This is a genomic window from uncultured Devosia sp. (genome assembly GCF_964244875.1).
In the GTDB taxonomy this organism is placed as follows: Bacteria; Pseudomonadota; Alphaproteobacteria; order Rhizobiales; family Devosiaceae; genus Devosia.
Genome location: NZ_CAXTKA010000010.1, coordinates 26,219 through 46,111 on the forward strand (window position 1 = coordinate 26,219; position 19,893 = coordinate 46,111).

Sequence of the window (19,893 nt, forward strand, 5' to 3'; positions counted from 1 at the left end):
CGCCGCGGGGGCGCGGAAGCGAGCGACCGGGACATGACGGCCTGGGTGTCTGCGCTCATTTTTCGCCCCTCGCCCGCAGGAATTGGTATTGCAGCATCGAAACGACGATGACCATGACGAACAGCGCCACTGAAATGGCGGCGGCGTAGCCGCCCTGGTTTTTCTGGAAGGCCTGGTTGTAGATATATTGCACGAGGACCATGGAGGGATCGGCCCGCCCGCCCTGGACGAACAGATAGACCTGATCGAAAATCTTGAGCTGCAGGATGAGCTGGATGGTCAGCACCAGAGCGGTGACCGGCCAGATCAGCGGCCAGGTGATGCGGCGAAACTGGGTCCAGCGATTGGCATTGTCGAGCTGGGCAGCCTCGTAGATTTCGGGCGAGATCGAGCGCAGGCCGGCCAGGAACAGCAGCACGTTGAAGCCACAGGTCCACCAGACGGTGACCAAGGCCACGGCCGGCATGAACAGCGGCACGGTGCGGAACACGGGGGTGCGCTTGCCCAGCAAAGGCTCGATCAGATATTGCATGATGCCGAACTGCAGGTCGAACATCCAGTTCCAGATGCGATAGACCACCGAAACGGGCAGGATATAGGGCAGGAAGAACATCGCCAGGATCAGCGATTGCTGCCAGCCCTTGAGGCGGTTGACCATCATGGCGATGCCCAGCCCGATCAGGGTGTTGGGAATGACGGTCAGCAGGACGAAATAGAGCGTGTTGATCACCGCGGTCTTGAAGCGGCGGTCGTCGAACATCTCGAAATAGTTCTCGAGGCCGATCCAGTTGCCGGGCCCGATCAGGGGCGCGTCGGTAAAGGACAGCTCGACCATCCTGTAGGTCGGATAAACGAACAGCAGGCCATAAATGACCAGAAAAGGCGCGACCAGGATGAACGCCGTAATGATTTCAGTTCGCCGGTTCTTGATCATTGCGCCCTCCCGTGTCGCTGTACCAATGTGCCGGCCGGACCCGAAGGCCCGGCCGGCAAGGCAAGAGCCGGTTACTCGGCTTGGTCCTGCAGATCGGCGGCCATTTCTTCCATGGCGGACTGGGCGTCCATTTCGCCGTTGATCGCGGGCATCAGATAGTTGCCGGCCGCGTCATAGATGGGCGAGGCCACGCCGGCCAGAACCGAGCTCGGATCGAAGGCGGCGGTATCGGCCAGCACCGAATAAGTGGCATTGGGCTGCAAGGCCTTGAACTCGGCGCTGTCGCGCACGGGCGAATAGGCCGGGATATGGCCGGCATTGGCCCAGGCGAGCGAATGCTTTTCCATCCAGGCGATGACTTCCATGACGGCCGCCTTCTTTTCGGGCGTCATGTCCTTGCCGACATTGTTGGGAATGGCGAAGGAATGGCTATCGGCCCAGGTGGCGGGATGATCGAAGAACACCGGCAGCTCGATGGCGCCCCATTCAAAGCCGAGCTCGCCCTTGGCGGCCAGATCGGTGAAGGTGGGGACTTCCCAGACGCCGTTGATGTGCAGGGGCGCGGCGCCCGAGGTGAACAGCGCGATCGACGCGGGATATTCGGTCTGGGCGGGGGCGAGGCCGCTGGATACCCAATCGGCCACGACATTGACCGCATTGACGGCCTTGCCGAGATTGTCGCCGGACAGGAACTGGCCCTGGTCGTCCAGGAACACGCCGTCCTGCTGGTTGAGGAGCGAATAGAAGATGCGCCACTGGCTGTCGCCGGCCGCCGAATGGATGGAGACGCCGTATTCGGAGCCGCCGTCCTTGAGCTTTTGCAGGGCGGCCTTGAAGTTGTCGGCGCCATCGAGGCCGGTGGGCAGACCGTCTTCGCCGAGCAGGCCGGCTTCGGCCAGCTTGTCCTTGTTGTAGTAGAGCACGACGGAGTGGATATCGAAGGGCACGGCATAGATCTTGCCATCGCTCTGGGCGGCGGCCCAGTTGGCGGGGGCAAAGGTATCGGGACCGAGCCCGACGCTGGCCAGGTCCTCGGCGCTGATCTCGGCGAGAGCGCCCGATTGCACGCCCAGCGGCAGGCGGCTGATGTGATAGGTCATCACATCGGGACCTTCCCCGATGGCGGCAGAGGTCTGCACCTTGGTGTAGAACGGGGTGCCCCATTCCAGGGTCGTCGCCTGGATTTCGATCTTGCCCTGATGTTCCTGGTTGAACTCATCGAGCAGCGCCTTCATGCGGACGCCGTCGCCGCCACCCAGGAAATCCCACCAGACCACGGTTTCCTGGGCCATGGCACCACCGGCCGACAGCAATGCGGTCGACAGCATTGCCACCCTCAATAACGATTTGATCACTTTCATCCTCCCGAACGGGCTTTGCACCCTACGCCGTTGGTCGTGCGGCCCAATCCGGGGGCGTATCCCGGACGACCGTGAGCCGGGCCACAGCGCGTGTGGCCTGGAAATCGTCAGCGCTTGGCTGGCGCGGCGCCGTGATAGGCGCGGCCGTCGGCATCGAACAGGATGGCAGCCGATCCATCGACGGCGAAGGTGACGGGCGCCGCGATGGCGACGTCGCTCAGGCCTTCGTCCTCGCCGACCAGCGCCGTACCGTCACTCAGGCGCGCGTGGATCAAGGTGCGTTCGCCCAGCCGTTCGATCACGTCGGCGACCCCTTTTACCGCACCGCTGCCGGAGCGATTGAATTGCACCGCCTCCGCCCGAATGCCGAGCACGAGTTGGCCGTTGTCGGGGATCGAGGCGGGCGCGATCCCGGTCTGGATGACGGAGCCATCGGCCAGGGTAGCCACAGCGCGGCCGCCATTGTCGCCAAGCTGGGCCACCGGCAGGAAGTTCATGGCGGGAGAGCCCACGAAGGAGGCGACGAAGCGAGTGGCGGGGCGCGAATAGATTTCCATCGGCGTGCCGATCTGCTCGATGCGGCGGTTGTTCATCACCACGATGCGGCTGGCCAGGGTCATGGCCTCGATCTGGTCGTGGGTCACGAAGACCATGGTGGCCTTCATGCGCTGGTGCAGTTGGGCCAGTTCCACCCGGGTGCGGACGCGCAGGCCGGCATCGAGATTGCTGAGCGGCTCGTCGAGCAGGAAGGCCTTGGGATCGCGCACGATGGAGCGGCCGATGGCGACGCGCTGGCGCTGGCCACCCGAAAGCTGAGCGGGCTTGCGGTCGAGCAGTTGCTCGATTTCGAGAACCTTAGCGGCGCTGTCGACCCGCGCCTTGATCTCGGCGCGGGGCGTGCCGATGTTTTCGAGGCCAAACGACATGTTGTTGCGCACGGTCATGTGCGGATAGAGCGCGTAGTTCTGGAAGACCATGGCGACTTCGCGCTCGTTGGGCGGAAGTTGATCGACGCGGCGGTCGCCGATCCAGATTTCGCCGCTATCGGTGGCCTCTAGACCCGCAATCATGCGCAGCAGGGTGGATTTTCCACAACCGGAGGGCCCCAGGAAGACCATGAATTCCTCGGAGGCGATGGTCATCGACACCCCCTCGAGAACCTGAACCGCGCCAAAGCGCTTGCTCACATTGATCAGCTTGATCTCAGCCACGCCAAGTCCTCCCATTGCGCGCCGCGGGCCTGGCCCGGCGCAGCGAGCGGTTTGCCGCTCTTGCTTGTTGGTCCGTGAGCTTCCTCCAGCTCCGGACTTTGAGCCACGCTATCTTGGCCATCGCCATTGTCAACACAAGTTTAGATGTATATCAGCCAATTTGATTTAGTTACGCGGTCGCTGGCTTCAGACCCGCTGCGGTGATGATGACGGCATCCAGCAGAGCCGTGGCGACCGGATCGGCGCCGGGCGCTGCATGGGTAAGGCGGAAGGTGGTGGCAACCAGGCCGCCCTTGCCCACCAGGCGCTCGGCCAGCGTCACGCCGGGCTTGTGAATCCAGCCGATGACGACGCCCGCATGGACGGGACCGGTAAATTCGAAGGTGCGAAAGCCGGTCATGACATAGTGGGGCACGACGCCATCGAACGACAGATCGTGCAAGGGGCCGCCGGGAATATCGGCGAAGGCGCCGGCGCGCCGGAGCCAGCCGAAATTGGCGATCCAGTCGCCGCGCCACAGCGTGCCGTCGCGCTCCACAAGGCCAATGCCAGGCAATTGCTGGTCGATGCCGACGGGCAGGTTGCGCTCATCCACTACCATGGCGCGATAGGGCTTTTCGCCAACGGGAATGTCGGTGCGCAGATTGCTGTGGGTGGTCACGCTGCCGTCGGCGAGCACGACATAGCGGGCGCCCTGACGCATGGCCTCGATATCGCCGGCGTCCAGCGCATGGGCGAGGATCACCTCGGCGGTGGCGGCGTCGGTCACCTCATAGCCCAGGGCGCGGGCGAAATTGGCCAGGATCGGGTCGGCGGCGGCGACGCTGGGTCGACCCGAGAGGGTGCGCGGCGCGTACAGGGCGATATCAAGCGTGTTGCGGGCGAGCACGGCGCCGCCGGCCGTCAGCTCGAAGGCAAGGTGCAGGACCTGGTTGGCGCTGACGTCGGGCATGACGATATCATGCCGGCCAAGTGCCGCCAGGGCATTGGGGCCGGTTGCGGCGACTGCGGCGCTGCCGGTGACGCCGCCACTCCAGCGCAGTTCGGCGCCATCGGGAATGGACAGGGCGCCGGTCGCGACCGACAGCTCAATGCCCAGCGTGGCGCCGGCGGAGGCCGACCAGGAGGCCGGGCGCGCGATGATGACAATATCGGTGTTGACGCTGGCGAACCGGTCATGGAACACGCGCGGATTGCGGTTGATGTCCAAAAGGCCATTGGCCTCCCAGTGCACGTCGGTAAATTCGGTGATGACGTAGCCGACGATGGCGGGATAGGCGCGCATCACCTCGATCTGGTATTTGAGGTTGGCGAACTGGTACCATTGCGCCGCTTCGATGAAGGCGGTGAAATCGGTGAACACGGTATCGAGATGCAGCGCGGCAAAGCGGCTCTGGATGCCGTGCGGCACGGCGACACCCTGCCCCCAGGTGTCACCGGTTTCCATCCAGAACGGCTCGGTGCCGTCCTGGAGCAGGACCTTGGCCGGGTCGGGCAGGCCCCAGACGCCGAATTCGGACACGATCAGCGGCTCGTCGCCGCGCCATTCGGCATCGCCCAGGCTGGAATAGGTCCAGGCCGCGCTGTTGGCGAATTGCTCGGTCAGATCGTCCCACTCCTCGCGGCGCTCGGGGACCGAACGATAGTAATGGTAATCGTTGAGGTCGGACTTGACGTGGAAATTGGGGAAACAGGCCGAATTGTCGGAGACGAGCCGGCTCGGATCCAGTTGCTTCAGCCAGTCATAGGTGTCCTTGAGCCACTGGCGATGATCGGCATTTTCGACCAGCCGCGTGCCCCAATCCTCGTTGATGATGGTCCAGGCGATAATGGAGGGATGATTGCCGTCGCGGCGCAAGATGCCCGCCATGGTGTCGCGCAGGCGCTGGGCCGACGCAGCGGTGAAGGTCTGCACATTGGGGATTTCGGTCCAGAGCAGCAGGCCCAAGCGGTCGGCGACCTCGATATAGCGCGGATCGGGCACCTTGATATGGGTGCGCAGCATGTTGAGGCCGAGCGCCTTGGCCTTGCGCACCTGATCCTCGAGGAATTCGACGGATGGCGGGGTGCAGATCCCCTCGGGATAATAATCCTGATCGAGCGCAGCGCGGAGGTAGAGCGGCTGGCCATTGAGCCAGAGCTTGCCGTCGCGCGTTTCGATGGTGCGGAAGCCGAAAACCACCGAGACGGCATCGATGGCAACGCCATCGGCCACAAGCGCGATTTCGGCGGTGTAGAGATTGGGGGCGTCGGGCGACCACGGCACCACCGACGAGACCGTTGCCGAAACGGAGCCTTCCGTGCCCTGCCCGCTCGCCGCCGTGGTGCCGTCGGGAGCGTGGATGAGTACGCTCAGCGCGCAATCCTTGGCCGCGGGAGACAGCTCGAGCGCGAAGACGACCTCGCCGGAGGCCAGATCGGGCGTGACGGTGACATGCTCGATATGGCGCGCGTCATGGGCCTCCAGTTCCACCGATTGCCAGATCCCGCCAAGCGGGCCGTACCAGCTCTGCTTGCCATGGGGAATTTCGGCGAACGGAAACAGCGGATAGGCCGTCCGGTCCGCGGTGGGCAGAATGGCGCGGACCTCGATCTCGTTGTGCGCCTGGAGCACTGCCGGCGGCAGCACGAAGGAAAACGGCAGGTAGCCGCCCTCGTGATCGCCCAGGCGCTCACCGTTCAAAAGCACTTCGGCGTAGTAATTGACGGCGCCGAATTTGAGCGAAACGGCACGATCCTGCCAGTCAGCGGGAAGATCGAAGCTGCGCCTATAGGTGGCGGTGCCCGAAGCGTCGCGCAGATCGGCGAATTCGGACTGCCAGGGGGATGGCACGGTGGCGGTGCGCCAGTCGCCGCGACCCTCAAGGCGGAACTGCCAGGCACCATCCAGCGACATGGTCTGGCGCAGGCTTGCCCCGGTGTCGGCGCGCGAAAGCGTGCTGTCCGCCATCATCTCGATTCCCCCCTTGGGTTATTTTATTAGTTATATTATTATCAGTGTTACGGCACCAAGGGATGGTTGGCAAGCGCAGAATGCGCCCAACTTGTGCCAGGGGGGACGGTCCTGTAACTGGATCGGAGCAGCATGAGTGCGGTGTCACCGGACGGGGATGATGTGAGCAAACGCGCCACCATGATCGATATCGCCAAACTCTGCGGCGTGTCGCAGGCGACGGTATCACTGGTGCTCAACGGGGCGCCCAATGCGCGGGTTTCGGAGGCGACACGGGTTCGCGTGATCGAAGCGGCCGAGGCGCTGGGCTACCGCAAGGGGCACCAGCATCGGGTGCCCGAGGATCGCGTCCGGGTGATCGGGCTGATCATCGATGAGGTGAGCACCACCCCGTTCGCATCGCAGTTTCTGGAAGGGGCGCGCGACGAGGCGGCCCTGCAGGATGTGGTGATCGCCACGTTCTGTACACGCGGCGATCCCAAGATCGAAGCGGCAGCGCTCGACATGCTGTTGCAGCACGACATCATCGGGGTGCTCTATGCCTCGCTGGTCACGCGCCAGCTGGACGCGCCCGATCGCCTGGATGGTGTTCCGACCATATTGCTCAATTGCTATGAGGCCCGGCGCCGGCATCTGTCGGTGGTACCCGGCGATGTGGCGGGCGGGCATGCGGCGACCGCCGCCCTGCTCAAGGCGGGACACCGCCGGATTGCCCATCTCAAGGGCGAGGACTGGATCGATGCGGCGCGCGAGCGCGAACAGGGTTACCGGCAGGCGCTGACGACCTGGGACGTGCCGATCGAGGACGAGCTGGTGCTGACCGGCGGCTGGACCGTGGATGGGGGGCGCGCATTGACCGAGCAGCTGCTGGACATGGACCATCCGCCCACGGCGATCTTTTGCTTCAACGACCGCATGGCGATGGGCGCCTATGATGCGGTGCGCAGCCGGGGACTGAGCGTGCCGGGGGATATGTCGATCGTGGGGTTCGACGACGAGGACCTGGCGCTTTACCTGGTGCCGCCGCTCTCCACCGTGGTGTTGCCGCATGACGAAATGGCGCGCTGGGCGGTGGGGGCGCTGATGGACCACAATGCCGGGCTTTCAGCGCAGCGGCGCACGCAAAAGATCAAGGTGGAGTGCCCCCTGATCGAGCGCGGCTCGATCGCCGCTCCCAAGGTAGGGGCGAGGATTTCAGCGGCGTGAGGGCGCGTCAGGCCCCGACGTCCAAGCCGGCCATAACCGCGCCGGACGCCATCGCCGCGTCGTGGTTCCAGCCGAGCAGGCGCTCGGCCTTGGCGGTGCTGAAAAAGCTGCGCAGGCCGCTCAGATCCCCGATGATGGGAATATCGGGGAAATAGCGGGCGGCAAGGGTCAGGCTGGGCACTTCCACCGTGGTGGTCGGGGAGACGATGTAAAACGCCTCGTGGCCAACCAAGGGCTGGGTGACGCTGCGCAGGCAAGCGTCCGCGGCGGCATTGAGATTGGTCCAGGCCCAGAGGTGCTTGTCGACATTGGGGCCTTCGGCCGGATAGACGGCCACCGCCATCGCCCTGTCGGGCACCACATAGTGAAAGCGCATGCTGGCAATCGCGGTGCCGTCATAGCGGCGCACGAAGCTATCGGCCTGCTGCTCGCAGATCCATTTGGAGAGGCTATAGGGATCTTCGCTGTAATTGGGGTGGGTTTCGTTCAAGGGGAAGAAATCATAGCGCGGGCGGCGGCTATAGGCGTGGCCGATGGCGTTGACGCTGGAGGCCTGGCAGATGCGCAGGATGCCGTTTTCGGCAGCGGCGCGCAGGGCATTGTAGCTGCCCACCACATTGTTGTTGTGCACGACATGGTCGGGATGCCGGCCCGGCGAGGGGATGGCGGCCATGTGGATCACGGCGTCGCAGCCGGCAAAGGCTGCGACCAGGGCGTCGTAGTCGGCCATTTCGGCCTGGATGAAATCGACGCCGGCGGGCAGGTCCGGCGGGGCGGGAACCCGGTCGATGCCGACCAGGCTGTGCCCCTCCGCCAAGGCCAGGGTGGTGATGCCGCGGCCAATGCGGCCGCTGGCGCCGGTCAGCGCTATTCTCATGCCGCGGCCCCCTCGTAAACGGCTTGCTGCAGGCCGCGAATATAGCCGATGGCGTAGAGCCGGCCGAAAGCGGAGTAGCCGGCATTGGCGTTGCTGTCGCCCTCGACGGTGGGCACGTGATCGGGGCGCAGGACGCCATCGAAGCCGATATCGCGATAGGCCTTCATGCAGGCCAGCATGTCGGTCTTGCCGGCGTCGTGCCAGGTTTCCTCGAATTTTTCCGGCACGCCGCGCACGTCGCGGAAGTGGATAAAGGAGATGGCTTTGCCGAACTTGCGGATTTCGCGCGGCAGATCGTCGGTCATCAGGGTGAAATTGCCCTGGCACATGGTGATGGTGTTCATCGGGCTGGGCGCCAGGTCCAGAAGGCGCTGATAATTCTCGATCGAGCGCATGATGCGGCCGACGCCACGAATGGGCGAAAGCGGGGGATCGTCGGGGTGCATGGAGAGCTTGACGCCGGCCTGTTCGGCAACGGGCAGCACTTTTTTGAGGAAGTATTCGAGATTGGTCCACAGCGCCGCCTCGTCGATGGGAGGCTGGGTGGTGAGATCGGCGGGCACGTCATCGAGATCAAAGCTGGTGACCACCGAGCCACCGCGGGAGGGCGTCGCCATATTGGTGCGGACCCAGTTGAAATCGGTCATCCATTCGTAGCACCAGACGGGAATGCCGAGCCGGCCCATGCTTTGCAGCAGCTCGCAGACGACGGCGATCTCCGCGTCGCGCCCAGGCAGGCCGCGCTTGGCCTTGTTGAGGGGGGGACGCGCCTCGATGACGACGAGCTTGAAGCCGGCCTCGTCATAGACCTGCTTCATGCGCTCGAGCGGGGCCAGATCGCCCAGCTGTTCGCCGGGCCGCAGGGTATCGAACGGCAGGCCGCCCACCGCCAGGTCGACGCCTGCCTGCCGGGCAAGCTTCCAGACCGGGGTGGGCGTAGGGGAAATGAATTCGGCAATCTCGAGCATGAAACCTCACTCAATAACAATGGCGCGTGCAGCCGCCGGGGGCCGACGCAAAGACCGGTCCATTGAATCAGACCGGCAGAAGTTCGGAAAGCCGTTCCGCCACGATCTGGGGCTGCTTGTCGTGCAAATAGCAGGCGGCGGCCTGGCGGGGATTGATCTGGAACAAGGGTGGGCGCGTCTGGCAGACCGGCATGGCCTGGGGACAGCGCGAGCGGAAGGGACAGCCGGTGCTGGCGCTGCCGGCTTCGCGCGCCATGATGGAATGTTCGCCCCAGCGCTGGTCGAGATTGGGCCAGGGGATCGAATCCACCAGGAGCCGCGTATAGGGGTGCTGGGGCGACTTGATCACCGCATCGACATCGCCGGCTTCCATCACCCCGCCGCGATAGAGCACGATGATGGATTTGGCGATATGGTAGGCGGTGGTCAGATCGTGGGTGATATAGATGATGGACACGCCATGGTCGCGCTGCAGATTGCGCAGGGTTTCCAGGATATTGGCGCGCAGCGAGGCATCCACCATGGAGACCGGCTCGTCGGCGATCAGCAGGCGGGGCTTGAGCAGCAGCGCGCGGGCGACGTTGATGCGCTGGCGCTGGCCGCCCGAAAGCTGGTGGGGAAAGCGGCCTAGGATGTCCTCGGGGCGCAGGCCGACGGCGGTCAGCGCCTCTTCCATGCGGTGACGCGCGTCGGCCTTGCTGCGGGCCAGCTTGAAGCGCTTGATCGGCACGGTGAGCAGGTGATCGACGGTGTAGAACGGGTTGAACACCGCAAAGGGGTCCTGGAACACGGCCTGCACTTCGCGGCGATAGGCCAGGCGGTCCTTGCCGACCAGACCGGCGATGTTCTTGCCCTTGTAAAGGATTTCCCCGGTGGTGGCAGTGATGAAGCCCAGCAGCAGCATGGCCAGCGTGGTCTTGCCGCTGCCGCTTTCGCCGGCCACGGTCATGATGGTGGGCTCGTTTTCATTGAGGGTCAGCGAGATATCGCGCAGGGCGACATTGGCATGGGGGCTGATGATGCCGCGCTGATAGACCTTGGAGACGTTTTTCAGTTCGAGCAGGTTAGCCATGGCGCCGGCTCTCCTCGGCATAGAGGTGGCAGGTGACGCTGCGGCCGCCGGCAAGCGTAACCGCTTCGGGCCTGACGGTGCGTTGCAGTTCCTCGGCATGGGGGCAGCGCGGGTGAAAGGCACAGCCGCTCGGCAGGCGCAGCAGGGAGGGCGCAAGGCCCGGAATGCCGCGGAACACGCCCTTGTTGTCGAGATTGGGGAGGCTTGAAATCAGGGCCTGCGAATAGGGATGCTTGGGATCGGTGAACATTTCGCGCACGGTGGCGACCTCGACCAGGCGGCCGGCATACATGACCGCGACCTTGTCGACGAACTGGGCCATCAGGCCCATGTCGTGGCCGATCAGGATGACGGCGGCGTTGATCTGGTCCTGCACGCGGTCGATGGTTTCCATCACCTGGCGCTGGGTGACGACGTCGAGCGCGCTGGTGGGCTCGTCGGCGATGATGACCTTGGGCTCGAGCAGGATGCCGATGGCGATGCAGACGCGCTGCTTCATGCCGCCGCTCAATTCATGGGCATACATGCGGAACACGCCCGGATCGAGATCGACGGAGCGCAGCGCGTGCATGCAGCGGTCCATGATGGCGGAACGGGCTTCGCGCGGCATGTGGGACTTGATGGCATCGACCATCTGGGCGCCGATGCGCATGACCGGGTTGAGCGAATTCATCGCGCCCTGGGGGATATAGGCGATCTTGTCGAGCCGGGCGCTGCGCATGGCATTGTCATCGAGGGCCATCAGATTGGTGCCGTCGACGGTGACGCTGCCGCCTTCGATGCGCCCGGGCGGCTTGATCATGCGCATCATGGCCAGGGCCATGGTGCTCTTGCCGGAGCCCGATTCGCCCACCATGCCCAGCTTTTCGCCGGCGCCCAGGGTGAAGCTGACATCGTCGAGCGCCTTGGCGCGGCCCAGGTCGGTATAGTAGGTGACCTCAAGGCCTTGCACCTGCAGCACCGATCGGGCGCCCGCCGCGTCATAGGCGGCGGTGGCGTTGCGCGAGCCGACCTGGGGGCCGGTGGCGGTTGTATCCATCATGATGATTATTCCGACCTGCGTACGCGGGGATTGGCGAGTTCGTCCAGACCCATATTGACCAGGGCCAGCGCGCCCAGGATCAGGATCATGGCGAAGGCGGGCTCCAGGGGCCACCACCACCAGCCGTTGAAAAAGGCGCCCTGGCTCTGGGCAGCCCAGATGATGTTGCCCAAGAGCGGTTCGCGCAGCGGGCCGAGGCCCAGAACGGCCAGGTAGAAGGAGGCAAACACCGCCGCGAACACCTGGCCCACGAAGGCGGCGGCGATGAAGGGCAGGAGGTTGGGCAGGATTTCGCGGAAGATGATGCCCATGTCCCCGACACCCGACAGCTTGGCGACGGCCACGAACTGGCGCTCCTTCATGGTCATGACCTGGGCGCGGATCACCAGGGTGGGACCCATCCAGGCCAGCATGGCCACGATGATGGCCATGGTGAAGATGGTCACATCGCGCTTGTCGAGCGAACCGGCGACCACGACCTGGATCAGCAGCACGGGAATGGGCGTCAGTATCTGGCAGATGGTGCGAATGGCGGAGTCGATCCAGCCGCCGAAATAGGCCGAGGTGAAGCCCAGGACGACGCCGACCAGCGTGCCGATCCCGCCGGCAAGCAGCCCGATGAAGGCGGTCTGCCACATGCCCACGACCATGGCCGCCAGCAGGTTGCGGCCAAAGAAATCGGTGCCGAAGGGATATTTGAGGCTGGGCGCCTGCTTGAGCGCCGCCGAGAGCGGATAGGCATGCTTGGGATTGACGGTGAGAAGTCCGATCACGGTAAACAGGGTCAGCGCGACCAGGATGATGACGCCGAGCGCCAGGCCCTTGTTGCGGCGCAGGTAGCGGAAGAACAGCACGATCTTGCCCGGCTGCTGGATGGTCTGGGCTTCGGATGCCATGGTGATGTTTGCCACGATGTGCTCCTAGTTCGCGCGAATACGCGGATCGAGCAGCGGATAGACGAATTCGAGGATCGTCATCAGCGCCGCGATGGCGATGGTTATGAAAATGACGATGCCGTAGATCACGGGAAAGTCGTTGGCGCGGATGGCCAGGTTCAGCGCCGTGCCGATGCCGGGCAGGCCGAATATGCCTTCGACGATCACGGCCGAGGTGACGACGGTTCCCAGCGCCAGGGCCAGCCCGGTCACCTGCGGCAAAAGCGCATTGCGCAAGTAATAATCGCGGAAGATGCGCCGCCCGGTCAGCCCCTTGTGTTCGGCAAAATTGACATAGTCCTCGCCCTGGATGGTGATGCCCATGCCGCGCATGGACAGCACCCAGCCACCGACGGAGCCGAAGATCAGCGCCAGAGCGGGCAGGATCTGATGCTCCATCAAATCGAAGAAAAACGACCACGACCAGGTCGGCACGATGCCGGCCGAATAGGCGCCGCCCAGCGGCAGCCATTTGAGGCGGAAGCCGATGAAGAACAGCAGAAGGATACCCATGATCACCGGGGGCACGCCGGTCAAAAGGATGAACGGGGTGGCCAGCGAGCGCAGCCAACCCGGCGCCTTGGGCCAGGCGGCGACGGCGCCGAGCAGTGTGCCGATGACGAAGCTCAGAACGGTGGTGACCAGCAACAGGCCGATGGTCCAGGGCAAGGCCTGGGCGATCACTTCGGTGGCGGTGGTTGGATATTTGCTCAGCGAGTAACCGAAATCCAGCCGGACGATGTTGCCGAGGTATTGCCAGTATTGCTCGAGCAACGGCCTATCGAGGCCAAATTGCTGCTGCATGGAGGCAATCATTTTTTCGATGTCGCCGGGGGAAAATCCGCCGGTGCGGGCCAGTTCGCCGAAACGCTCGCGAATGGCGTTGCGCGAGGACAGGCGCGGGATGAAAAAGACGATGGTGGACGCGGCCCAGACAACGAGAACGAAAAACAGGAGACGCTTGACGACGATCTTGAGGTTCAATGGACTATTTCCCGATAGGTCTTGGCCGGCAAGGAAGGTGCGCGCCGGAACGCGCACCCCGAAGCGCTTACTGGGCGCCGGAAGGCTGCAGCCCGGCAATCACCAGCATGCCGGTATGGGCCCAGAAGGCGCCGTTGGTGCCCAGGCCGACATTGGTCGAAGACGGCCAGTTCTTCCAATAGTGGTTGTTGTAGGGGATGCGGTGCAGCCACTGGATGACCGGGACGTCGATGGTATCGCGCCAGTAGATCCCCAAGGCCTGAGCCGCGCCGGTGATGAACTTGGGATCGCTGGAGTCGAGTTGAGCGATACCGTCCAGCACAGCATCATATTCGGGGTTGGAGTAGCGCGAGAACCGGTTATTGCCGGCGCCCGAACCAATGGCACTGCTGTATTTGCCGTGGAACAGGTTGAGCGCTTCGAAGGGATCGAACAGCGAGGCGCCATGGCCGAACATGTAGAGACCGGCCTTGCCGTCCACCATGTTCTGATAGGCATCGGTGCCGAAGTTCACGTTGGCATCAAAACCAGCCTGGCGCAGCATTTCGGCCAGCACCGGGGCGATGTCGCCATGGATGCTTTCAAAGGCCTGGATGGTGGCGTCGAACGTCTGGCCGTCCTTTTCCCACAAGCCGTCGCCATTGAGGGCAAAGCCCGCCTCGGTCATCAGCCTGGCGCTTTCTTCCAGGTCGTACTTGCCGGGCTCGTACTTGGCTTCCTCGGCCTTGACCTCGGGCGAGTCGGCAAAGGCCTGCAGGTTCGGGTAGAGCGGGAACGGATAGATGGTGGCGATCTTGGCGCCTTCGTAAAGCACTTCGTTGATCTGGTCGCGGTTGATGGCCAGGCTGATGGCCTTGCGCACGTTGGGATCGCTGTAGGGCGCGAGACCGTCGTTCATCCACAGCGAATTGGGCCACCAGTCGAGATAGCCATAGGGCGACTCGGTACCGGTCCAGGACTGCACTTCAGGATTTTGCTGCAGGATATTGCCGATGATCTGGGCGCGCATGTCCACCGAGGAATCGAACTCGTTGTTGACCACGCGCTGGGCGACGGTATCGACAGGCTGGTTGAGGATGTTGACCACCACCACGCGCTTGACCGCCGGCAGGGCGATGCGGCCCGCTTTGACGGCCCACCAGTCTTCGCGCAGATTGAAAATCTTCTGGTTGGTGTTCCAGGCCACGATATCGAAGGGACCCGAATGGGGGATATCGTTGCGGCCGGGCGCCTTGGTCGGGTCGGCCTGGCCGGCCAGATAGCCTTCGGGCACGATGGGGATGCCGGTATCGAATTTTTCGGTCAGCACTTCGAACTTAAAGCGCGGCGAGGGCGCCTTGAACTTGACCTCCACGGTCAGATCGTCGGTGGCGGTGACGCTTTCAACCAGGTCGGCGAACTGGGTGTGGTAGGGCAGGGTTTCGTATTTGATCTGGCCTTCGAAGGTATAGACCACGTCCTTGGCGGTGACGGCCGTGCCGTCGGACCATTTGGCATCGGCGTTGAGCTTGATGACGAGCGCGGTGAAGGTGTCGTCGGTATAGTCCATGCTGTCGGCCAGCCATGGAATGAACTCGTTCTTGTAGATGCCGAAATACATGAGCGGCTCCCACATCAGGTTGTTGCCTTCCTGATGGGTATAGCCGGGCAGCACCCACGGATTGGTGGTGCCGATGGACGAGCCCCCGGCAACGCCCCAGCCCAGGATAACGGTCTGGTTGCGCGGCACGTCCGCCAGCGCGGCGGCAGGCACGATATCGGACGCGGCGACGGGCGCGGCATCCTGAGCAAGGGCCGCAACCGGCGCGAAGGCCAGCGTCAGCGACGCTATTGCTGCAGCGAGTGTGTGTTTAACCATGTGACAGCTCTCTCCCTTTGTCTGTCATGGGGACCAAGACGCTTGGCGCGTCGATTTTTCTAGACCATCATTGCCCGTGCGAAGCCTGCCACCTCCCCTGCTCCAGGCCCTGACGGCGGCCCGGATTTCACTCCCGAGGGCGCGGCCATGGCAAGACAGACAGCCATGAACACGCGCCGGATTGTTGTTGTTTTTCGATTTTTCGAAGTCCACGACATAGCGACCTGCGAACACGGGTTCGTCAGCGCAATCATCGACGCGATCAAAACAACATCCTCATCGCCAACCGCCGCGAGATGTTTCCCCTCGTCGGCATCGACCCGGTGCTCTTTAGAACCAGTGTTGTCAGCACCAGCGTGACAACCCGGTTTTATTATTATGGCATCAATGATTAGACGCGGCGATACCCCGAGTCAACGCGCGAAATTATATCGTTGCCAATCTGCCGGGTAATGCGAGCGAAAGTGATCGCCATAGTCTCCTTCAACTGGAAAATGCCGCAACACTGTAGCCGATCACGGTGGGCAGGGCGGGATGGATAGCGATAGCGGTGGGGACACCGCGCCGGTTGATCGGGTTGGGGCCGGTCGAGACGGCGTCGTTCAGATCGAAGGCTGCGGCGATCGGCTCGAGGCCAAGGCCGCGATACAGGTTGTTCCAGGGTTTGCCGGCGATGCCGCGATCGGTGTGCCAGATCTGCAGCGACGGCAGCAGGGTGCGGTCCCAATCCAGCACCACGCCGCACCCTTCATCGAGATAGGTTGCGGTGAGCGGTCCGCGCATGCCGCAAAGCTGGACATTAAGATTGGCAAGGGGCAGCGGAACATGGCTCAGGTCAAGCGTGCCGGCCGCCTGCACAACGGCCGAAAGCCTGGCGAATTCCTGGTCGCGGGCCGAGACGGCCTGGGTCGGGTGAACCAGGCCGAAGCCGAATTCGGCGGCCAGTTCGAGCCGGCCGAGGGTTTCGGGCAGGCGCAAGATGGGATGCAGGCCGACCGAGATGGCGCTCTGCCGGCGGGCATGGATCGTCAGGGTCAAATCGAGCGCCGGCGCATCGCGGCGAACCGCTATCGTGCGTTCGAGCCGCCGGACCGGCGAGGGTTCCGCATAATCGAGCGCCAGCGTGATCGCGGCCGGGCCAGCATTGGTGATGGTCCATTCGGCGTCGCCGGCGGGACCGTGGATGGGCAAGGCAGCGGGGGAATTGGGCAGATCCTGCCAATCGGCGGGCATGGGGCCGGTATGACCACCGGCGCCCATCGGCACGCAGACGAAATCGCCGCCCAGTTCGCGCAAATGCCCAATGATGGCGGGATCGTCAATCGTGCCCATCCAGGGGGCTTTGGCGAAGGGGCGAAACGGTCCAGCGGGCAGATCGAAGCGGCACTCGGCCAGCATGGCGGCGGTAGACAGCACGGTGGCCTCGCCATGATCCCAGACGAGGTCGTGCGAGGTCATGGCGCGGCATCCACGGTTATGGTCATGGCGTCGAGAGCGCTGGGGTCGGGTGGCAGTTCGGTGTCGCCGGCGGCAAGGCCGTTGGTGGCCAGGATATAGGCCAGCATATCGGCATAGGCGGCGGCCGGCAGGGTGCCGGGACGCGAGGGGGGCATGGTGTCGTGCGCCTTGCGGTAGAGATCGCCGACCGATTTGCCGTTCCACTGCGCGGCAAAGTAGGGACCGGCCAGAGGGGTGCCATAGGTGGCGCTGACCAGGTTCTGGCCATGGCAGGAAACGCAGTTGGCGCTGTAGGCGGTCTTGCCGCGCTCGGCCTGGGCGGCGGTGAAGGTAGGAGGCAGGCCAGCGGCGGCAACCGTATCGCCAGATGGCGGCGCCATCGCATCGGGCGCCGGGGTGCTGGCCGAGGTGGCGTTGGCGGCGTAGGTGAAGGCCAGGATCGCGCCGGGATGCTGCATCGTGGTGGTGGTGCCGCCGGCAATGGCTTCGGCAAGGCCGCCGGGATCAGTCGCCACGTAGAGCGTCTGGCTATCGGGGCTCAGGGCCATGTCGCGGAAGCGGTCTTCCGACTGGAAGTAGCGCTCGATCGGGCCGCGCAGGGATTTGCCGTCGGGGGCGAGCGGCAGGCGGTAGATCGAGCCGCGCTTGAGCGTGGTGACGAGCAGGGACTTGTCCCAGCCGGGAATACCGCCGCCCTCGGGCATATAAGCCTCGATGCTGGAGGCGGCGACGGTCGGCCAGCAGATGAAATCGATGCCCTGGCAGACCGGATCGGTAAAATCCCAATCGCCGGGGACGGTGAACAGTGTCGCCAGGGGGTCCTGCATGGGCGGGGTCCAGGCGGTTTCGTTTTCCACGGGAACACTTGGATCGATGGTGATGTCGGAAAATTCGAGCTGCTCGCAGGGCGTGGCGGCATCTTTCCAGCGGGCATATTGATAGGCCTGGTCATCGCGGAAGCCGGCGACATGGGGCCAGCCGAAATTGCCGCCGTGCACCAGGATATTGACCTCGTCGTCGGTCTTGGGACCCTGTTCGGACGCGTAAAGCGTGCCGTCCGGGGCGAAATCGATGCCCTGCATATTGCGGTGGCCATAGGTGAAGACGTGGCTGACAACGCCATCGATAGACGGATTGTCGGCCGGGATGGTGCCATCGAGGTTGAGGCGCAGCGACTTGCCCTGATAGGCGATGAAATCGTTGGCTGCCAGTTCGTCGGGCGTGGGCAGGCGCTGGGCCTCGATGGGGATGCACCAGTTGCCGAGCTGGTCCTTGCCGCCATCGCCGATGGTATAATAGAGCCTGGCGTCCGGGCCGATCTTGAGGCGGCCCGAATTGTGATCGTTGCTGGCGGGCAGGCCGGCGATCAGCTCGAGCGGATCGCCCAATGTGTTGGTGGCGGGATCGTAGGTGAGGCGAACGATCTTGGTGTAGAGGAAACGATAGGGGCTCTGCGGATCGGTGACCACGGGGTCAGCGCCGCGCGCCTCGTCGATATAGGTATAGGCTGCGTAAACGTAGTCGTTGCCGGTGCCCCGGAGCAGATCGGGGTGGAGCGCCAGGCCCAGAAGGCCGTCCTGACCGCCGGGGGCATAGACCTCGGCAAGGTCGATCAGCGTGGTCTTGCTGCCGGTGGCGGGATCGATGCGATCGATGCGGCCGGCGGTGCGCTCGGTGACCCAGAGCTGGTCGTCGGGACCCCAGGTCAGCTCCCAGGGGCCTTCGAGACCGGTCGTTAGCACCTGCATTTCAAACGGCACGGTGCCGGCGACCACGGCTGCAGGGGTATCCTGCGCCAGCGCCGGAGCGAGCGTGGAGGACAGGATCAAAGCCAGCTCCAGGCCGAGTTTCATAGTCAAAGCTTTCTTGCGGGCTACCAATTGGTCACCGAGCCATCGTGGCGGCGCAGGTGCGGCGCTTCCCAGAACTTGAAGCTGGCCTGGTTCAGCATGGCCTCGTTGACGTCGATGCCAAGACCGGGGCCATCGGGCACCTGAAAGACGGCGCCATCGAGCATGGGCATTTGCGGAAACAGCTCGGCGGTGGGCGTACCGGAATAGAGATCGGTGGGGTTGGCACGGGTTTCGAGCGCGAAGAAATTGGGGACGGCGGCGGAAAAGTGGATGGTCGCGGCGGTGCAGATGGGACCCAAGGGATTGTGGGGCATCATGTCGACGTAATGGGCTTCGCTCCAGCCGGCGACTTTCATGGCTTCGGTGAAGCCGCCGACATTGCAGATGTCGAGGCGGTTGAACTGGTGGATGTCGCGCTCGATGTAGGGCAGGAACTGCCATTTGCTGGCGAATTCCTCGCCGATGGCGAAGGGCACGTCGGTCATCCGGCGCAGGGCTTGGTAGGCTTCGGGCGTTTCGTCGCGGATGGGCTCTTCGAGGAAATCCAGCGTGCCGGACGGCATTTTCTGGCAGAAGCTGGCAGCCTCGGCCACCGACAGGCGATGGTGGTAATCGATGCCGAGGACGACCTCGTCGCCAAGGGTCTCGCGGGCCTTGGCGAGGAAGCGGGCGGTTTGACCGATGGATTGGCGCGGCTCGAACACGCCATTGCCATTGTCCCAGGCGGCGGGGAAAAAGCGGATGGTCGACCAGCCCCGCTCGATCAGCGCCTGGGCGGCTTCGAGGGTTTCGGGCCCGGTGATGCTGGGGGTGGAAGCGAAGGTGGGAATGTGGTCGCGGTGCTTGCCGCCGAGCAACTGATAGACGGGGACGCCCAGGGCCTTGCCCTTGATGTCGTGCAAGGCGATGTCGATCGCCGATTGGGCGGCGAGCAATACCCGGCCGCCCTCGAAATACTGGCTGCGATAGAGTTCCTGCCAGATGGCGCCGATCGCCATGGGATCGCGGCCGAGGAGAAACTCGCGATAGTGCTCGAGGGCTCCAACGACGGCCTTCTCGCGACCCGACAGCCCGCTTTCGCCCCAGCCATGAATGCCCTGGTCGGTCTCGATCTTGACGATGAGCTGGTTGCGATGGCCAACCCAGACCGGAAACGGCAGAATGGCAGTGATCTTCATGGC

At 63.9% G+C, this 19,893-nt stretch carries 15 protein-coding genes; 1 reads left to right on the forward strand and 14 read right to left on the reverse strand.

The window, feature by feature from the left end:
• Positions 1–55 precede the first annotated feature (55 nt).
• The 4 genes from ACFE8X_RS12435 to ACFE8X_RS12450 form a co-directional block, all read right to left on the reverse strand.
• Entirely contained in the window at positions 56–934 is an 879-nt protein-coding gene (locus ACFE8X_RS12435) for a carbohydrate ABC transporter permease (RefSeq protein ID WP_375451798.1), read from the reverse strand.
• Positions 935–1,005: 71 nt separating this feature from the next.
• On the reverse strand, positions 1,006–2,286 hold the full coding sequence (locus ACFE8X_RS12440) for an extracellular solute-binding protein (RefSeq protein WP_375451892.1): 1,281 nt from the start codon (positions 2,284–2,286) through the stop codon (positions 1,006–1,008).
• A gap of 116 nt (positions 2,287–2,402) precedes the next feature.
• On the reverse strand, positions 2,403–3,506 hold the full coding sequence (locus tag ACFE8X_RS12445; RefSeq protein ID WP_375451799.1) for an ABC transporter ATP-binding protein: 1,104 nt from the start codon (positions 3,504–3,506) through the stop codon (positions 2,403–2,405).
• 169 nt (positions 3,507–3,675) lie between these two features.
• Positions 3,676–6,459: a glycoside hydrolase family 2 protein gene (locus tag ACFE8X_RS12450; RefSeq protein WP_375451800.1), complete on the reverse strand. Its 2,784-nt coding sequence runs from the start codon at positions 6,457–6,459 to the stop codon at positions 3,676–3,678.
• A 132-nt stretch (positions 6,460–6,591) separates the two neighbouring features.
• On the opposite strand from ACFE8X_RS12450, the gene ACFE8X_RS12455 reads away from it, so the two are divergent.
• Positions 6,592–7,665 carry a LacI family DNA-binding transcriptional regulator gene (locus ACFE8X_RS12455; RefSeq protein ID WP_375451801.1) on the forward strand — a complete coding sequence of 358 codons (1,074 nt, stop codon included), beginning with the start codon at positions 6,592–6,594 and terminating at the stop codon, positions 7,663–7,665.
• Between the two features lie 7 nt (positions 7,666–7,672).
• Here ACFE8X_RS12455 and ACFE8X_RS12460 read toward each other — a convergent pair whose 3' ends face one another.
• The 10 genes from ACFE8X_RS12460 to ACFE8X_RS12505 all read right to left on the reverse strand — a co-directional run bounded on the left by ACFE8X_RS12460 (position 7,673) and on the right by ACFE8X_RS12505 (position 19,890).
• The gene (locus ACFE8X_RS12460) at positions 7,673–8,542 is read right to left on the reverse strand and encodes an NAD-dependent epimerase/dehydratase family protein (RefSeq protein ID WP_375451802.1); all 870 of its coding nucleotides are present in this window, start codon (positions 8,540–8,542) and stop codon (positions 7,673–7,675) included.
• Positions 8,539–9,510, reverse strand: coding sequence for a mannonate dehydratase (locus tag ACFE8X_RS12465; RefSeq protein ID WP_375451803.1), 972 nt, complete (start codon positions 9,508–9,510; stop codon positions 8,539–8,541). Before ACFE8X_RS12465 ends, ACFE8X_RS12460 begins: the two co-directional genes overlap by 4 nt.
• A 67-nt stretch (positions 9,511–9,577) precedes the next feature.
• Complete coding sequence (locus ACFE8X_RS12470) at positions 9,578–10,582, reverse strand: ABC transporter ATP-binding protein (RefSeq protein ID WP_375451804.1); 1,005 nt, start codon at positions 10,580–10,582, stop codon at positions 9,578–9,580.
• Positions 10,575–11,624: an ABC transporter ATP-binding protein gene (locus ACFE8X_RS12475; protein WP_375451805.1), complete on the reverse strand. Its 1,050-nt coding sequence runs from the start codon at positions 11,622–11,624 to the stop codon at positions 10,575–10,577. Before ACFE8X_RS12475 ends, ACFE8X_RS12470 begins: the two co-directional genes overlap by 8 nt.
• Before the next feature lie 5 nt (positions 11,625–11,629).
• Positions 11,630–12,535, reverse strand: a complete 906-nt coding sequence (locus ACFE8X_RS12480; RefSeq protein WP_375451806.1) for an ABC transporter permease — start codon at positions 12,533–12,535, stop codon at positions 11,630–11,632.
• Between the two features lie 9 nt (positions 12,536–12,544).
• Positions 12,545–13,543 (reverse strand): ABC transporter permease, encoded by a 999-nt coding sequence (locus ACFE8X_RS12485; RefSeq protein ID WP_375451807.1) that lies wholly within the window; start codon positions 13,541–13,543, stop codon positions 12,545–12,547.
• 67 nt (positions 13,544–13,610) lie between these two features.
• Entirely contained in the window at positions 13,611–15,401 is a 1,791-nt protein-coding gene (locus ACFE8X_RS12490; RefSeq protein ID WP_375451808.1) for an ABC transporter substrate-binding protein, read from the reverse strand.
• A 483-nt stretch (positions 15,402–15,884) separates the two neighbouring features.
• On the reverse strand, positions 15,885–16,859 hold the full coding sequence (locus tag ACFE8X_RS12495) for a hypothetical protein (RefSeq protein ID WP_375451809.1): 975 nt from the start codon (positions 16,857–16,859) through the stop codon (positions 15,885–15,887).
• Entirely contained in the window at positions 16,856–18,712 is a 1,857-nt protein-coding gene (locus ACFE8X_RS12500) for a glucose/sorbosone family PQQ-dependent dehydrogenase (protein ID WP_375451810.1), read from the reverse strand. Before ACFE8X_RS12500 ends, ACFE8X_RS12495 begins: the two co-directional genes overlap by 4 nt.
• Positions 18,713–18,732: 20 nt before the next feature.
• Positions 18,733–19,890: a mandelate racemase/muconate lactonizing enzyme family protein gene (locus tag ACFE8X_RS12505; RefSeq protein WP_375451811.1), complete on the reverse strand. Its 1,158-nt coding sequence runs from the start codon at positions 19,888–19,890 to the stop codon at positions 18,733–18,735.
• Between the last annotated feature and the right edge of the window lie 3 nt (positions 19,891–19,893).

Bases quoted from the DNA above. Each gene is read 5' to 3' on its own strand.
- ACFE8X_RS12465 (WP_375451803.1), bottom strand. From the start codon at position 9,510: ATGCTCGAGATTGCCGAATTCATTTCCCCTACGCCCACCCCGGTCTGG.
- ACFE8X_RS12490 (WP_375451808.1), bottom strand. From the start codon at position 15,401: ATGGTTAAACACACACTCGCTGCAGCAATAGCGTCGCTGACGCTGGCC.
- ACFE8X_RS12435 (WP_375451798.1), bottom strand. From the start codon at position 934: ATGATCAAGAACCGGCGAACTGAAATCATTACGGCGTTCATCCTGGTC.
- ACFE8X_RS12505 (WP_375451811.1), bottom strand. From the start codon at position 19,890: ATGAAGATCACTGCCATTCTGCCGTTTCCGGTCTGGGTTGGCCATCGC.
- ACFE8X_RS12475 (WP_375451805.1), bottom strand. From the start codon at position 11,624: ATGATGGATACAACCGCCACCGGCCCCCAGGTCGGCTCGCGCAACGCC.
- ACFE8X_RS12450 (WP_375451800.1), bottom strand. From the start codon at position 6,459: ATGATGGCGGACAGCACGCTTTCGCGCGCCGACACCGGGGCAAGCCTG.
- ACFE8X_RS12470 (WP_375451804.1), bottom strand. From the start codon at position 10,582: ATGGCTAACCTGCTCGAACTGAAAAACGTCTCCAAGGTCTATCAGCGC.
- ACFE8X_RS12460 (WP_375451802.1), bottom strand. From the start codon at position 8,542: ATGAGAATAGCGCTGACCGGCGCCAGCGGCCGCATTGGCCGCGGCATC.
- ACFE8X_RS12495 (WP_375451809.1), bottom strand. From the start codon at position 16,859: ATGACCTCGCACGACCTCGTCTGGGATCATGGCGAGGCCACCGTGCTG.
- ACFE8X_RS12500 (WP_375451810.1), bottom strand. From the start codon at position 18,712: ATGAAACTCGGCCTGGAGCTGGCTTTGATCCTGTCCTCCACGCTCGCT.
- ACFE8X_RS12455 (WP_375451801.1), top strand. From the start codon at position 6,592: ATGAGTGCGGTGTCACCGGACGGGGATGATGTGAGCAAACGCGCCACC.